This is a genomic window from Leptospira sp. B5-022, assembly GCF_000347035.1.
GTDB lineage: Bacteria > Spirochaetota > Leptospiria > Leptospirales > Leptospiraceae > Leptospira_B > Leptospira_B cinconiae.
Genome location: NZ_ANIJ01000047.1, coordinates 229,459 through 243,720, shown reverse-complemented (window position 1 = coordinate 243,720; position 14,262 = coordinate 229,459). Strand labels below are relative to the sequence as shown.

At 41.7% G+C, this 14,262-nt stretch carries 13 protein-coding genes; 11 read left to right on the top strand and 2 right to left on the bottom strand.

Annotated elements, in window-relative coordinates:
- The first annotated feature begins 53 nt into the window (after positions 1 to 53).
- Genes obgE through rsfS form a run of 7 tightly spaced genes read left to right on the top strand, consistent with a single transcriptional unit; the run spans position 54 to position 6,033 of the window.
- The gene (gene obgE / locus LEP1GSC192_RS17390) at positions 54 to 1,109 is read left to right on the top strand and encodes a GTPase ObgE (protein ID WP_020771415.1); all 1,056 of its coding nucleotides are present in this window, start codon (positions 54 to 56) and stop codon (positions 1,107 to 1,109) included.
- A complete protein-coding gene (gene proB / locus LEP1GSC192_RS17385; RefSeq protein WP_020771535.1) occupies positions 1,096 to 1,956 on the top strand; it encodes a glutamate 5-kinase in 861 nt (286 codons plus the stop codon). Before obgE ends, proB begins: the two co-directional genes overlap by 14 nt.
- Complete coding sequence (locus LEP1GSC192_RS17380) at positions 1,953 to 3,215, top strand: glutamate-5-semialdehyde dehydrogenase (protein ID WP_020771197.1); 1,263 nt, start codon at positions 1,953 to 1,955, stop codon at positions 3,213 to 3,215. The genes proB and LEP1GSC192_RS17380 overlap by 4 nt, the downstream gene beginning before the upstream one ends.
- 17 nt (positions 3,216 to 3,232) lie before the next feature.
- The gene (locus LEP1GSC192_RS17375) at positions 3,233 to 3,841 is read left to right on the top strand and encodes a nicotinate-nicotinamide nucleotide adenylyltransferase (RefSeq protein ID WP_020771255.1); all 609 of its coding nucleotides are present in this window, start codon (positions 3,233 to 3,235) and stop codon (positions 3,839 to 3,841) included.
- Between the two features lie 24 nt (positions 3,842 to 3,865).
- Positions 3,866 to 4,459, top strand: a complete 594-nt coding sequence (yqeK, locus tag LEP1GSC192_RS17370) for a bis(5'-nucleosyl)-tetraphosphatase (symmetrical) YqeK (protein WP_020771128.1) — start codon at positions 3,866 to 3,868, stop codon at positions 4,457 to 4,459.
- 45 nt (positions 4,460 to 4,504) lie between these two features.
- Positions 4,505 to 5,653 carry an LCP family protein gene (locus LEP1GSC192_RS17365; protein ID WP_020771493.1) on the top strand — a complete coding sequence of 383 codons (1,149 nt, stop codon included), beginning with the start codon at positions 4,505 to 4,507 and terminating at the stop codon, positions 5,651 to 5,653.
- 2 nt (positions 5,654 to 5,655) lie between these two features.
- A complete protein-coding gene (rsfS, locus tag LEP1GSC192_RS17360; RefSeq protein WP_036090842.1) occupies positions 5,656 to 6,033 on the top strand; it encodes a ribosome silencing factor in 378 nt (125 codons plus the stop codon).
- Here the strand turns inward: rsfS and LEP1GSC192_RS17355 are convergent.
- The gene (locus LEP1GSC192_RS17355) at positions 6,030 to 8,114 is read right to left on the bottom strand and encodes a thioredoxin domain-containing protein (RefSeq protein ID WP_020771337.1); all 2,085 of its coding nucleotides are present in this window, start codon (positions 8,112 to 8,114) and stop codon (positions 6,030 to 6,032) included. The genes rsfS and LEP1GSC192_RS17355 overlap by 4 nt on opposite strands.
- Before the next feature lie 94 nt (positions 8,115 to 8,208).
- Here LEP1GSC192_RS17355 and LEP1GSC192_RS17350 point away from each other — a divergent pair, with 94 nt between their 5' ends.
- Entirely contained in the window at positions 8,209 to 9,852 is a 1,644-nt protein-coding gene (locus LEP1GSC192_RS17350) for a TolC family protein (RefSeq protein WP_020771138.1), read from the top strand.
- A gap of 15 nt (positions 9,853 to 9,867) precedes the next feature.
- Here the strand turns inward: LEP1GSC192_RS17350 and LEP1GSC192_RS17345 are convergent, their stop codons facing one another.
- Positions 9,868 to 10,806, bottom strand: coding sequence for a cytochrome-c peroxidase (locus LEP1GSC192_RS17345; RefSeq protein WP_020771239.1), 939 nt, complete (start codon positions 10,804 to 10,806; stop codon positions 9,868 to 9,870).
- A gap of 154 nt (positions 10,807 to 10,960) precedes the next feature.
- Between LEP1GSC192_RS17345 and LEP1GSC192_RS17340 the strand changes: the two genes are divergently transcribed.
- From LEP1GSC192_RS17340 to LEP1GSC192_RS17330, 3 genes are all read left to right on the top strand, one after another.
- Positions 10,961 to 12,148 carry an NAD(P)/FAD-dependent oxidoreductase gene (locus tag LEP1GSC192_RS17340; protein ID WP_020771477.1) on the top strand — a complete coding sequence of 396 codons (1,188 nt, stop codon included), beginning with the start codon at positions 10,961 to 10,963 and terminating at the stop codon, positions 12,146 to 12,148.
- On the top strand, positions 12,145 to 13,140 hold the full coding sequence (gene sigJ / locus LEP1GSC192_RS17335) for an RNA polymerase sigma factor SigJ (RefSeq protein WP_020771473.1): 996 nt from the start codon (positions 12,145 to 12,147) through the stop codon (positions 13,138 to 13,140). The genes LEP1GSC192_RS17340 and sigJ overlap by 4 nt, the downstream gene beginning before the upstream one ends.
- A gap of 229 nt (positions 13,141 to 13,369) precedes the next feature.
- Positions 13,370 to 14,206, top strand: coding sequence for an alpha/beta fold hydrolase (locus LEP1GSC192_RS17330; protein ID WP_020771103.1), 837 nt, complete (start codon positions 13,370 to 13,372; stop codon positions 14,204 to 14,206).
- Positions 14,207 to 14,262 lie beyond the last annotated feature (56 nt).

Below are 14,262 nucleotides of genomic sequence, written 5' to 3'. Positions count from 1 at the left end.
GGGGATTTTTTCCCCTAAGCCTTTCTTTTTTTATTTTTAGGCCCTAGTTCGACATGGAAAAGTTTATAGATGAAGTTCTGATCGAAGTTACCGCCGGACATGGTGGAGCCGGGTCCATGCATTTTCGAAGAGAAAAGTATGTGGAATTCGGCGGACCGGACGGTGGGGATGGAGGAGTCGGCGGAAATATTATCATCCGCCCTAACCTTTCCATGGTTACATTGGATCGTTATCTTACTAAAAGAAGATTTCGCGCCCAGGACGGATTCCCGGGAGAAGGTAACGAAAGATCCGGAAAAAAGGGAGAAGACCTGATCCTTTTTGTTCCTCTCGGAACTCAAGTGTTCGACGAGGAAAGCGGGGAACTACTTTACGATTTCATAAAAGACGACGATGAATTTTTAGTCGTAAAAGGTGGAAGAGGAGGAAAAGGAAATACCCATTTCAAATCTTCCACACACCAAACTCCCAAATTTTCCCAACCCGGAGAGGATGGAGAATACAAACATCTACGTCTCAGCCTAAAACTTCTGGCGGACGTGGGAATTGTAGGACTTCCGAATGCGGGCAAGTCTACCCTACTTTCTAAGATCACCGAGGCACACCCTAAGATCGCAGGATATGCGTTCACGACTCTTTCTCCCAACTTAGGCGTGGTAAAAAGAAAAGGAGATATCTATCGTTATACCTTGGCGGATATTCCCGGGATCGTGGAAGGCGCAAGTAAGGGAATAGGCCTAGGACTTTCCTTTTTAAGACATATAGAAAGAGTAAAAGGTATATTATACGTTTTTGATGCAGCCGCTCTGGACATTCAGGAGGATTTTAAGATGCTTCAATCGGAATTGAAATCTTATAATCCGGAACTTCTCAATCGACCACATTTGATCGTTTTAAATAAAATAGACATCTGGGAAGACCAGAGTTTTACGGAAGAACTACTCAGATCCGTTTCTTCTTTGGGAAAGGTGATCCCAATTTCCGCCCAAGAAGAGATCAACTTAGAGGAATTACTTTCCGCAATGGATTCCACTTTCTTCCAAAAAGAATTGGAAAAAAACCATTTTTACGAAGAAGAACACCGGGAAAATTCAGATGAATCGAAATGATCTGAACGAGAGAATCAAAACAGCCAATAAAATTGTAATCAAAATAGGTTCCGCAAGACTTGCAGGCTCGGAAGAGGAAGTAAACGATTTCCTTTTCAGCCTGGTTTCGGATATACGCCATTTAAGGGATCTTGGAAAACAAGTGATCCTAGTTTCCTCAGGAGCAATCGCAAGAGGAAGAAAACTTTTATCCTCGTTACCGAACTCCGCAGAAGCCGGAGAATCTCTTCCGGAAAAGCAAGCTCTAGCTGCCATGGGCCAAAACCGCTTGGTGAACTTATACGATAGTTTTTTTTCTAAGGTAAATCTTCCGATCGCTCAGATCCTATTCGGCGTTTTGGACATGGAAAATCCGGAAGGATTTAAAAATCTGAAAAACACTTTCGGACAACTTTTGGATTGGGGCATTCTGCCGATCGTAAACGAAAACGACTCGGTCGCCACCGAAGAAGTAAAATTCGGAGATAACGACGTTCTTTCGGCGATCGTAAGTCTAATCGTAGAGGCGGATCTTCTGATCATACTCACAGGTGTGGAAGGTTTTTTAAAAGACGGAAAACTTCTCCCTTTCTTGGAAGAAGTAGGAAAACCCGAACTTTCCCAAGCGGGAGGCCCAAGCGGCCCTGGCACAGGCGGAATGTATACCAAACTCAAGGCGGCTTCTATCTCCAGCGAGGCGGGAATTCCTTGCGGGATCATAGACGGGAATCGCAAAAATTGCGTGCGTGAGTTTATAGAAACGAATACACTCGGGACATTGGTTGTCTCTAACGGTAAGAAGAAACATTTTACGGAGGAGGAAATTAAATCCATTCTCCGAGCCAAACGTAACGGAGGCCAGGAATGATCCAAAGATCCGCAGAATCCATCTACGTGGACGAACTTTGTAAATCCGCGAAAGATGCTTATAGACAAATTCGATCCATAAATACTTCCCAAAAGAATAGAGTTTTGGAAAAACTTGCCTCCGCTTTGGTCGAGAGAAAATCCGAAATTTTAAAAGAGAACGCAAAGGATCTGGAAGTAGGAAAAGCAAAAGGACTATCTTCCGCACTTTTGGATAGATTGACTCTGGACGAAAAAAGGATCCAAAGCTTGTCTAACGCGGTTCTGGAAATTAAGGCTCTTCCTGATCCAGTCGGAGAAACCGTAAGAGGTGCTACTCTTCCGAATGGGATTCGCCTGAATACAAAAAGAGTTCCTTTGGGTGTGGTCATGGTGATCTACGAATCCAGGCCGAATGTTACGATCGATGTGGGAGCTTTATCTTTCAAATCCGGAAATGCGTGTATCTTGCGCGGCGGTTCGGAAGCAATCCACTCCAACACGATCCTCGCTAAAATTTTCCAAGACTGTTTAAAAGAAGAAGGTCTACCTGCAAATGCGGTCACATTTGTGGATAGAACGGAAAGAGAATATATGATCCCTTTCCTAAAACAAACTTCTCATATCGATATAGTCGTCCCTAGAGGTGGAGAAGGTCTCATCCGTTTTGTTTCCGAAAATTCACTGATCCCTGTGGTAAAACATGATAAGGGTGTGGTGAATCTTTATATAGATAAATCCGCAGATCCTAAAAAAGTTTTACCGATTGCAGTCAATTCCAAGGTGCAAAGACCCGGAGTTTGTAATGCTGCGGAAAACTTAATTATTCATTCTCAATATCCCTACATTAAAGAATTATTGGAAGAACTCGCTTCCAAAGGTGTACAACTACTTTTGGATCCAAGATCACTTTCGATCTTTCCGAAAGGCCAACCTGTTAAGGACGAGGACTATCTAGAGGAATTTTTAGATCTCAGATTTTCCGTCAAAACTGTGGATAAGATAGAAGAAGCGATCGAATTCATAGAAGCGACTAGCTCGGGTCACACCGAAGCGATCGTGACGGAAGATATAAGCGCTGCGAACTTTTTTAGTCGCTCCTTGGACTCCGCTGCGATTTTTGTGAATATCTCCACTCGTTTTCATGACGGAGGAGAATTTGGGCTCGGAGCGGAAGTCGGGATTTCCACAGGAAAATTGCATGTAAGAGGTCCGATGGGACTCGTACATCTTACAACTACCACAACGTATGCGGAAGGAGAAGGACAGGTCCGAGGTTAAGGGACCTTCTTCTTTTTATGATCTCTTCCGATCTGGTCGGAGTTTTTGGCGGGAGTTTTGATCCTCCGCATCTAGGTCATGCGGAAGTGGCGTCCAGTTTTTGGAAAAATTTTCCGAATGCAAAAGAACTTCTGATCGTTCCAAACCATACTTCTCCCTGGAAACAGAATAAAAAAACTCCTCCTGAATCGATCATAGATCTTGTTCAGGCCCAGTTCGAAAGTTTTCCGAATACGAAAATTTGGGACTGGGAGATCAAAAGAGAAACTCCGAGTTTTACGGAAGAAACTATTTTAGAACTTTTGAAAGGTCGGCCAAATGATAAACTTGCCCTTTTGATCGGAGAAGATCAATATTCCGAATTCCATAAATGGAAAAACTGGGAAAATATTTTGGATAAGGTGGATTCTCTTTTGGTGTTCAGAAGATTCTCCCAGTCCGTACCACAAAACGCACACTTGCAAAAATTCCAAGATAAGATCGTATTTTTACAAAACCTGATCGTAGAAGCTGCATCTACCAATCTTAGAGAAGAACTTCCTAAATGTATTTTGGAAAATAGGAAACCGATTGTATTGTCCCAAAAAGTATGGGATATCATACTTAAAAATAGATCCTATTGCTAAGACCGTCAGTCTTATATATAAGAGATGATCCTGAATACTACTACAGAACAAATACAATATTTTACTGATATTGTTCCAAAAGAAATTACTAAAACCCGCTGGGAGCATAGTCTAAGAGTGGCTGAGATCGCGGAGGAACTTGCAAGTATTCATTCTCCGAACGAGACAAACGAAGCTTATTTAGCCGGTGTAGTACACGATATCACCAAACAAAAAACTAAAGAGTTCCATTTAGATCTATTTACAAAACTAGGAGATCTAGAAGCCCCTAAACTTCCGGAGGCGGCCTGGCATTCGAGATCCGCAGCCTATTATCTGGAAACGGAATACGGCTTAAAAACAAGATCCGTTTTAGATGCAGTGAAACACCATACTTTAGGTGGAGAGGACTTAAACCTCTTGGATTGTATCTTGTATGCGGCCGATTTTTTAGGTTCCGAGTTTGCGGAAAGACAAAAGGATTATTCGGATTGGAGAAACAAAGCCAAGGAAAATCTATACCTCGCCGTATTAAATAAGACCGTCCATACTATGCAGAACCTGTTGAATAATAAAGGAGCGATCCATAATAGGACGATCGCTATGTATCATTTCGCCTTGGGAAAATTATCCAATTGACAGGGTTATTTTTTCTTTCTGAATGGAATCATCCGAGGCTTTGATTTGAGTCCTAACAAACCGATTCGACCTTTTAATCTTCTTCCACTATGGATTGCCGCAGGTTTTCTGTTTTTGGCACTGTTATTTTTTCTATTTCGCAATTTCAGAAGGACCGGTCTGGACGAAAAGATCAGTTCCGGTAAACCGATCCATATTCTTTTCCATGCAGTAGGAAACGACGACGTGTATGAGTTCGGATTTTTAGCCACCATCTTCCCTTCCCAAGAAAGGGTCGGCTTATTCTTCTTTCATCCGATCACCACATTCGAAGATCCGGAAGATACTTTAGAACAAATTAAATCCAAGGCAACCTCGGCGGTAAAAGAGGCAATCCAGGACATCTTAGGTTCCAAACCGAATTATACCGTTAAGATCAACGCTTCTTCCTTTATCAAGATCGTAGATATTTTAGGCGGAGTGAATTTATACACCGATAACCGAACTAATAGGGTTTCTCCTTCTTATGTTAGGGAACCCGGTTTGTATGCTTATTCGGGCGAAGATGTGTATGATTACGTTTCTTATATGGATAAGAAGGAAACATTGGATTATCTAGATCGGATCAGCAGACAAGAGAGTGCGGTCCTATCCGTTTACGAAACTTTATATGAAAACAAAGAACTTCTTAATTCATTTTGGTCGGAAATGGTCTTCAATCTGATCGATTCGGATTTTTCCAAAGAGGATTTTTATACTCTTCTAAAATTCGCCACCTCTCATAGACTCGCATTCGGGATCACGGAACTTCCGGGAGAACCCGCTCTGGATCCCAAAACAAGACGTTTATTCCTAACTGCGGATCCGGCCAGGGCTTCTGTCGCTGTCCGAAAATTCCATAAAGATGTTTCCGCTGAAATTTTCACGGATGGGGAATATGCCAGAACGGAAGTTTTGAACGGGACCGATGTGCCCGGTCTTGCAAAGGATGTGAGAGCGACCTTGGCGGATAAAAGGATCAAAGTACTCTCCGTAGACAATGCCTGGACCAAAGACGTAAAAAAAACGATCATCTTAGATCGTTCCGGGAATACCGCTGTCGCGGATAAAATCTCCTCCATATTAGAAAAAACAAAAGTATACCATGTATTAAGAAAGGACCTTGGGCTGGATTCCACCGTGCTCTTAGGATCCGATATCGAGCCTAAAAAATAAATATGAGTCCTTCCCCCAAAAATACCCCGGAAAACACGATGGAAATCCTAAAAACGATCCATAAGATCATGCAGGATAAAAAATGCGAAGAGATCGCGGTCTTAAACTTAGAATCAGTGCATTCATACTTGAGTTTCTTTTTGATCTGCACCGTAAACTCCGCAGTTCAAGCAAACGCAGTCGCAAGAGAGATCAAAAAAGCATTAAAAAGTTTTAAATTACCTCATAAGGAAACGGATAAAACAGGAACATCCGCTTCCTCCGGTTGGACTTTATTGGACTACGGCGAATTCATAGTCCATATCATGACCCCGGAAAAAAGAGAGTATTATAATCTGGACAGGCTTTGGAGAGATGCGGAGAGAATAGAGCTCTCTTAATCCTCTATCAATTTTGCTCGTAAACTAGTCCAGTCCGATACGGGAAGTTCGCAATAGGATCCTACACAGACGTACGCCTTCACTCCCCCGCCTGAATTCCTATTTTTTAGAAGCAGGAATTTTTCTCCATTTTCTTCCGCTTCTTTATCGTTTGCCCATATAAGCACGGTTTCCGGTAAGAATAAGGAGCCGACACCTTTCCAGATCGGCAATAATTCTTCCTGACTTGAATAAACTACCGCAAGTTCTCTTCCGGGAGATTTTCTAAGCCATAATGCGGAAAGCATATATGGATAATTCATCGGGTATGTTTCCAATTCGGATTTGAAAAAGGAGAAGATAGAATCCGCATATTGCAGATATTTTTCAGAGTCCACTCCTAACTTTGAAAGTATCACTAATGCGGTCGCAAAGGAACTATTGGCAGAAGGTTCCACTCCATCGTATCCATCCACAGTTCTTCTGAGCAATGTCTCTCCGTCTATACCTGAATCGAAAAACGCGCCGGAAGGACTCCTAAAAAGTCGGATCGCTTCTTCGGTGTATCGTATCGCATTTTCCAGATACCTGAATCCTTTTCCTGCTTGGAACAGATACAAAGAAGCTAAAACAAATTCCGCATAATCAGAGCTATATGCTAAAAATCTTGCCTCTCCCTCTCTAAACCTTCTGAGCAGTCTTCCATCCTCTCGGATCAGATTTTTTTCCAGGAATTTATAAGTTTCTTCCGCTTCTCTTAATAGATCCCCGTCCCCAAATGCCATTGCAGCTTTTGTTAGGGCTTTGATATACAAACAGTTCCAAGAAAATAAAATTTTATCGTCCCTAAGCGGTCTGATCCTATGGGAGCGTCTTTCTAATAGTTTTTTTCTGTTTTTGGAAACAATCTCTTCCAATTCGGAAGGTTCCAAACCGTGCAGTCTGGAGAAGTTCATTCTGAATGTTTCATGTAGGATATTTTTCTCTTCAAAATTTCCTTTTTCGGTGATATTCCAAAATTCATCCAAGAGAAAAGCGTCTTGTCCGCAGACTTCTCTTACTTCTTCTTTTGTCCAAAGATAGAATAAGCCCTCTTCTCCTTCCGAATCAGCATCTTCTGCGCTCGCAATTCCACCTCCAGGCAATCTCATATCGCGATGAAGATATTCGATCACATCGTATGCATAATCCTTGTATTTATTTTCTCCTACCGCTTGGTAACATTCTACTAAAGCTTCCAAAAAGAGAGAATTATCGTACAACATCTTCTCGAAATGTGGTACCAACCAATGATGGTCGGTGGAATACCTGCAAAGTCCCCCGCCGATCTGATCGTATATCCCACCCTTCTTCATTGCGGTCAGTGTCTCTTCCACCATTTCGAGAGCTTTGGGTTCACCTGTAGATTTATGATAACGTAATAAAAAACCGAGCCCCATGCTGGGTGGAAATTTATTTACAGAATTGGATTTAAAACCCGCGTAATCCGGATCGTAAAATCGATCATATAATAAAAATCCATTCTCGAAAATTTCCGGGCCCGGAGAAGAAATCTCGGAAGTATCTGCAAATGCTCGAGTTTCTTCCGATTCTTTTAAGTGTTTGGTCAGATCTTCGGATGCCTCGAGTAATTCTTCTTTTTTCTCCTTCCATAAACCGTTTAAAATTCCCAAAACTTCCGTAAAACTTTTTCTTCCATACTTAGGGACAGGAGGAAAATACGTCCCGCCAGTAATCGGCTTTCCTTCGGGAGTTAAAAACATATTTAAAGGCCAGCCACCCTGCTGTCCCATGGCATGTAACGCGTCCATATAGATCCGATCCACGTCCGGTCTTTCTTCCCGATCCACCTTAATGGAAACGTAATCTCTATTTAAAACTTCCGCAGTCGTTTCGTTCTCAAACGATTCCTTTTCCATTACATGACACCAATGACAGGTAGCGTAACCGATGGATAAGAAGATCAGTTTATTCTCGGATTTCGCCTTTGCAAAGGCCTCTTCAGACCATGGAAACCAATCCACTGGGTTGGCGGAATGTTGGAGTAAATAAGGACTTTTTTCAGACGCGAGTCGGTTCAATTTTTTATCTGGAGTTTTCATCGATTTTAAGGTGTCTAGACTTTTACTTTAGATTTTTCGATTTGGCAAATTCTTCCGAAACAAAAACCATGCTCCGTAGGAAGACCAACACACTATGCTTAGGCCTGCAAATATTCCTTGGTTAAGGAAATTTTATCTGCGACTCTTGCTTGTTTGCACTTTTGCTCTTCCGGTTTCCCAATTCGCCCAAGAGTTAGACCCTTCCTTTCAAAATAAGCCCAGAGTTCTTAAGCTCACTTTGAAAGAAGCGGTCAATTATGTCCTAGCGAATAATATCACGGTAAGAAATGCCGGGATGGAATTCGTAAAAGCGGATACTGCCGAGTTAAAAAATCTATCTCAATATGCATGGACGCTGGTCGGCGGTTTTTCGAAAACAAAAACTACTCTTCCTCTGAATAATAATAACGTTCTCTCCGGAACAAAGATCTCGAACGATAGGGTAAACGTCGGGATCCAAAAGAATTTCGAAACCCAGACTTATTTTAGTTTGGAACTCAGTCATACTAGATTCGATGCGGATGCATTCGAAACTCAGGCAGCCGCTTCCAGATTAGGCGCAGTCGGTTCTTATTTAGCGGCCCCTCCCCAATACACCGATGCCCTGACGATCACTCTTGGTCAGGAACTTTTAAAGTATTCTTTCGGCCAAATTGAGAAAGAAAAACAAAAAGTATTAAAACAAAACGCAGTCATTCGTCGAGACGAACTGGTCAATATTCTTGCCCAGCTTGTGGTTAAAACTCTGGTGGATTATTGGAGTTTGAGCGTATTCGATTCTCAAGTTGAAACATTCGACAGGTTGGAAAAAAATACCAAAAATATCCGGGATCTAACGATCAGAAAACGTAACCTTGGTCTTTCCGAAGGGTTCGAGGTGAATCAATGGAATAGTGCCCTTACTCAAACCGAAAACAGTTTGGAAAGAGCAAAACTTGCCAGAGCGGAAGCGGAAAGAAATTTGATCCGTATTTTGAATGTGGACCCAAGTTCTAAAATTTCCGGGATCACCGATCTTCAAGAAAAAGTCCCGAACGATATCAATCCAACTAAGGATTATCAATACGCATTGGATCATAGGATAGACCTGAAAAATTTGATCCGTCAGAGGCAGATCGCAGAACTGGAACTGAAGATCAAGAACGCGGAAGATATGCCTTCCTTAAAGATTACCGGAAGTTATTCCACAAGAGGACAAACATACTTAAATCCTCAGACCAATTATGTGAATCCAGAAACAGGCATGATGTCCTTCCGTTATCCTGAAAAAACTTTAAACTTCGCTCTGTCATATCCTTTATTCGATACTGGGATCCAGACGGATATCAGAGACGCTAAACTTAAATTAGATATCTTGGCAAAACAAGAGACCGAACTTCGGACTCTGATCAAAGAAGAGTTGGATAATAGATATTATGCGATCGTTGCCGGGCAGGAACTTCTGGAAACCGCAAACACTCGTAGAGAAGAGGCGGAGAAGTTTTATAGAGGAGTCCAAGCACGCTTCAATCAGGGAAGATTTACGGCAGTATTGGTAAAATCCGCTTTGGACGGTTTGATCCAAGCCGAGCTACAAGTAGCCCAAGCAAGGATCAACTTTAATGTGGATATCATTCGGTACGAACTGGCAAGGAACTCTGTTTTCGAAAAGTTCGGAGTAAATGTGGATGAAATCGTAGACACGATCATCAAAAACGAAGTAGCGAAAGCCCAACAAGCTACTCCTTCTAATGATTAATTTCGGACTGTTTTATTAAGCTTTTGGAATAGAGGGGATTTCCCACTGGATGGGCTCTCCTTCTAACGCTTTTAAGAATTCGATCAAATCCTTTTTGTCCTGATCCGAAAGTTCCGCAGGTTTTAGCATAGGATCGTGGACCGCTTTGGAATGCCCACCTTCCGCAAAATGGTTCACGGTATCTTCGATCGATCCGAAGATACCATTATGCATGAAAGTTTTCTTTTTAGTGACGTCCCTTAATGTAGGAGTTCTAACCTTATCTTTGATCCCCGCAAGACCGGTTGTATGCAATTTGGAATCGGAGAAATTTGGTCCTTGGTGACACTGAATACATTTTGCCTTGTTCTGGAAAACGTTCCAACCTCTGATCTGAGCCGGGGTCAAAGCGTTCTCCTCCCCCATCACAAATTTATCGAAGTTGGAATTTTTACTTACGATCGTTCTTTGGAAAGTAGAGAGCGCTAGGACGATCCTCTCTCCGGAAATCTCCGGATCTCCATAAGCTTTTTCGAAGAGTTCCTTATAACCTTGGATAGAAGAAATTCTTTGTACAAGCTTCGTTTCGTTCTGAAACATGAGTTTAGAATGGACTTTTTCTTTTACCAGATCTTCTAATTCTTTTGCTTCAGGATCCTTGAATACGTCCTTATATAATGCCACATTGGTAAGAGATGGAGCAGGATTATGGATCTTGGTCCGAGGAAAACCTTCGGAAGGAGAAGAGGCATTATGACAACTTGCGCAACTTACGTCTTGGTTGAAAGAAAGTCTAGAATCGAAATATAATGTCTTACCTAACTCTACCTTTTCCTGGTTGAACGGATTATTACTCGGATGGATTACACTTTTAACTACAAATCCTTCCAGTTCAGGGATGGGCTTTTTTTCCTTACATGTTATCAAACATAAGATCGAAGCCAAAAAAAGGATCAGGAAAAAAATACGCTTCATAATTCCATATCCAGGATGTGGACAAGAATACCTCTGTCAATCTCCTAATCAGAACCCTTCCAAAAGTCGCTTGAGACCATTTCTCAAAGAAAATCCAAAACATTGTCACAAGAAATGACCCAGATACGTCTTGCCTTTAGAACCGGAGGCAAGTATGTCAAAGAAGAAGGTATTGATCGTAGGAGGAGGTTATGCAGGTATCGCTGCAGCAAACCGATTGTCCCGCAAAAATTCGGAAGTAGATATCACTCTGATCACTGCAGAGCCGACCTTTAGGGAAAAGATCAGAAATCACCAAGTCATCGCAGGAACCAAAGGGAAAGATTTCCAGATCCGTAATTTATTGAATCCAAAGGTAAAACTTCTGATCCAAAGAGTAGAAAAAATATTTCCGAAAGAGAACAAAGTGCTCTTAGATAACGGGACCTATTTCGAATACGATTATTTAGGTTATACCGCAGGAATGAGAGCTGGAGATCCTGGGACCAAAGGTATCAATTATTTTTCGATCGCAAGTTTTCAGGATTCGGAACGATTAAGAAAAGAATTAAGCCATCGCCCGGATGCGAAAATAACGGTATTAGGCGGCGGACTTTCCGGTATAGAAGTAGCAACGGAACTCGCAGAAAATTATCCCTTAGTGAAAATAACACTTTTGGATTCGGATAAGATCGGAAAAAATTTCTCTTCGAATGCGGTTCTTTATATGAAAGAAGTCCTGAAAAATCTGAAAGTAAACCTGATAGAAGGAGAAAGAGGCGAAGACCTATTGGAAGATAAGATTAAAACTTCCAATGGAACCCAAGTCCTTCACGATTATTGTGTGATTTCCGCAGGACTCGTCGCCTCCGATCTCGGAAAAAATTCCGGATTAGGATCAAATAAGATCGGCCAGGTATACCTGAATGAGTATATGCAAGTTCCTGAATATACAAATATTTTAGGCGCAGGTGACGGGGTAAAAGTTCCGGGAGAAGAATATTCCTATTTGAGAATGGCCTGTGCCACAGCGCTTCCTATGGGAATTTATCTGGCGGAAAGGATCTCCAACTTATTGGGAAATAAATCGAAGATAGGACAAAAACCTTTCCGATTGGCGTATGTAGGACGTTGTGTAAGTTTAGGAAGAAAAGAAGGCCTACTTCAATTCTTAAATTACGACGATAGTCCTACGGAAAAAATTTGGACCGGAAAATTAGGAGCTATTGTGAAAGAGCTTATTTGCAAATTTACAGTCTTCTCTTTTAAGGCCGAAAAATATTTCGATTTTTATGCGATCCCTCAACCTAAAGAAAGACCTTTAGTCAAACAAAACGAAAAATTCGTAACGGCAGAAAAATGAGCGCTCAAGAAAGACTAGATCAATTTATAGAAAACAAAGGTTTGGTCTTCGGGATTGCCTATAAGATGACAGGGAGCGTGGTAGAGGCAGAGGATATAGTGCAGGAGACTTTTCTGAGATGGGAAAGATCCAAAGAAGAAAAGATCAGATCTCCGAAAGCATTCTTATCCACTGTCGCGGCTAGACTCTCCTTGGATTCTTTAAGGAAGGCGAAAAGGAAAAGGGAAACCTATATCGGCCCTTGGTTACCGGAGCCCCTGGCTCCGGCACCGATAGAAGAAGAGCCTGATCCGGAAACATTGGATCTGGCGTTCTTACATTTATTAGAAAAATTGAATCCTATCGAAAGAGCGGTTTTCCTACTTCGAGAAAGTTTTGAAATGGGATATGATTCCATTGCAAAAGTTGTCGGAAAAAATCAGGAGAACTGTAGACAGATCCTAAAACGAGCCAAAGAGTCGCTAAAATCGGATCGAAAAAAATACGACGCTCCATCCGAAACAAGAAAGAAGATCTTCCGTGATTTTTTATTAGCATCTTCCAAAGGAAAACCGGAGCTGCTGGTTCCTTTCTTAAAAGAAGAGATCGTTCTTTGGTCCGATGGCGGCGGGAAAGTAAACGCGGCAAGAATTCCGATCATTGGAAAGGAGAGGACCTCTCATTTTTTCATTAGGACAAAAAGTAATAGGTTAAAATACAGATTGGATTTCTATTTCGGAATAGTGAACGGAGCGGAAACGTTGATCGGTTATTACAAAGATCAACCCGCGTATCTGCAAAGCTTCCTTATAGAAGAAGACGGGATATCCAGAATTTATTCCGTTCTTAATCCGGATAAATTAAGTTCAATGCAGAACAAACAAAAGCTGATAGAAGATGGACTGATCTTTCCTTTAGAAAACTTTTTATTATTCCCTCATACTTACAGGAATAAGGTTGCAAAATGGCTAAACCCTGTGGCCAAACTAGTAAAATGGGCCATCGTACGATAGTCGCTTCGCTCCTGAAACCCGCAAGACGGATTATAGTCGCTTCGCTCCTGAAACAACGGTACCAGACTTTGAAAAAGTAATTAACATAGGATAATTCGTTTATCCATTTATACGTTTCTCCCTTCTTGACTTGAATACATTCTTAGGACAAGATCCAAGTATGAAAAGAACTCTAACAACAAGCCTATTACTCGGTTTGTTACTGATTCAATGTAGTGGAGGAGCAAGGATGGAAACGGTTTTAGAGAACAAAACTTTATCCCCGAAATTACCCAGCGGATATTATATTTCCAAATTAGGAAAGATCGCCTATTGGATAGAAGGAAAAGGGAAACCGATTTTTCTACTCCATTCCGCGGGACATGACCATAACGATTTTGAATCTATTCTACCAAGTTTATCAGAAAAATATAAAGTGATTTCTTTGGACTGGCCGGGACACGGATTATCCGAAAATCCGCAACCGGCAACATCCGCTTCCGCGGTGGAATATGCCGAAATTTTGCCCGAAATGGTCCAACAACTTGCTCCGGAAGGAGGGATTTTTATCGGAAATTCGCTCGGAGGATTCGCTTCCATGAATCTTGCGGTCCAAAGACCGGAGCTTGTAAAAGGACTTGTGATCGTGGACACCGGAGGATTAAACGATCCGGATTGGATTACCAAAAGTTTTGCAGGACTAAAATCCAAGGTTTGGTTTACAGGACTCGTTTGGAACTTCTTCCCGAACCACTATATAAAGATCAGGAACAAATACACAGAGTCCATTCTGACCAGGATCAAGGAGAGAGAAAATGTGGAGGGGGCAAAAGAAGTGAACGCTTCTATTTGGAAAAGTTTTTTGGACGAAAAACATGATTTAAGAGAGAAAGTCTCTCAGATCCAAGCGCCTACATTAATCGTATGGGGAGAATATGACCCGGTGATAGATCCGAAACTTGCACTTAGGCTTCATGAAAAAGTAAAAGGTTCGAAACTGGCCTATCTGAAAACCGGACATGTACCTTTTGCCGAAAATCCGAAAGAATTCCTAAAGGTCGCCCTTCCTTTTTTGGATTCCATATAATATTTGGATTTTCCCAATAATTAGATTTGTAAAATTTCCGTTTGCGGACTTTCTTT

What these genes read in the sequence shown, in the direction of transcription:
- LEP1GSC192_RS17375 (WP_020771255.1), top strand. Translation starts at nt 3,233, where the DNA reads ATGATCTCTTCCGATCTGGTCGGAGTTTTTGGCGGGAGTTTTGATCCT.
- LEP1GSC192_RS17355 (WP_020771337.1), bottom strand. Translation starts at nt 8,114, where the DNA reads ATGAAAACTCCAGATAAAAAATTGAACCGACTCGCGTCTGAAAAAAGT.
- LEP1GSC192_RS17380 (WP_020771197.1), top strand. Translation starts at nt 1,953, where the DNA reads ATGATCCAAAGATCCGCAGAATCCATCTACGTGGACGAACTTTGTAAA.
- obgE (WP_020771415.1), top strand. Translation starts at nt 54, where the DNA reads ATGGAAAAGTTTATAGATGAAGTTCTGATCGAAGTTACCGCCGGACAT.
- sigJ (WP_020771473.1), top strand. Translation starts at nt 12,145, where the DNA reads ATGAGCGCTCAAGAAAGACTAGATCAATTTATAGAAAACAAAGGTTTG.
- LEP1GSC192_RS17345 (WP_020771239.1), bottom strand. Translation starts at nt 10,806, where the DNA reads ATGAAGCGTATTTTTTTCCTGATCCTTTTTTTGGCTTCGATCTTATGT.
- proB (WP_020771535.1), top strand. Translation starts at nt 1,096, where the DNA reads ATGAATCGAAATGATCTGAACGAGAGAATCAAAACAGCCAATAAAATT.
- LEP1GSC192_RS17340 (WP_020771477.1), top strand. Translation starts at nt 10,961, where the DNA reads ATGTCAAAGAAGAAGGTATTGATCGTAGGAGGAGGTTATGCAGGTATC.
- LEP1GSC192_RS17350 (WP_020771138.1), top strand. Translation starts at nt 8,209, where the DNA reads ATGCTTAGGCCTGCAAATATTCCTTGGTTAAGGAAATTTTATCTGCGA.
- LEP1GSC192_RS17330 (WP_020771103.1), top strand. Translation starts at nt 13,370, where the DNA reads ATGGAAACGGTTTTAGAGAACAAAACTTTATCCCCGAAATTACCCAGC.
- rsfS (WP_036090842.1), top strand. Translation starts at nt 5,656, where the DNA reads ATGAGTCCTTCCCCCAAAAATACCCCGGAAAACACGATGGAAATCCTA.
- yqeK (WP_020771128.1), top strand. Translation starts at nt 3,866, where the DNA reads ATGATCCTGAATACTACTACAGAACAAATACAATATTTTACTGATATT.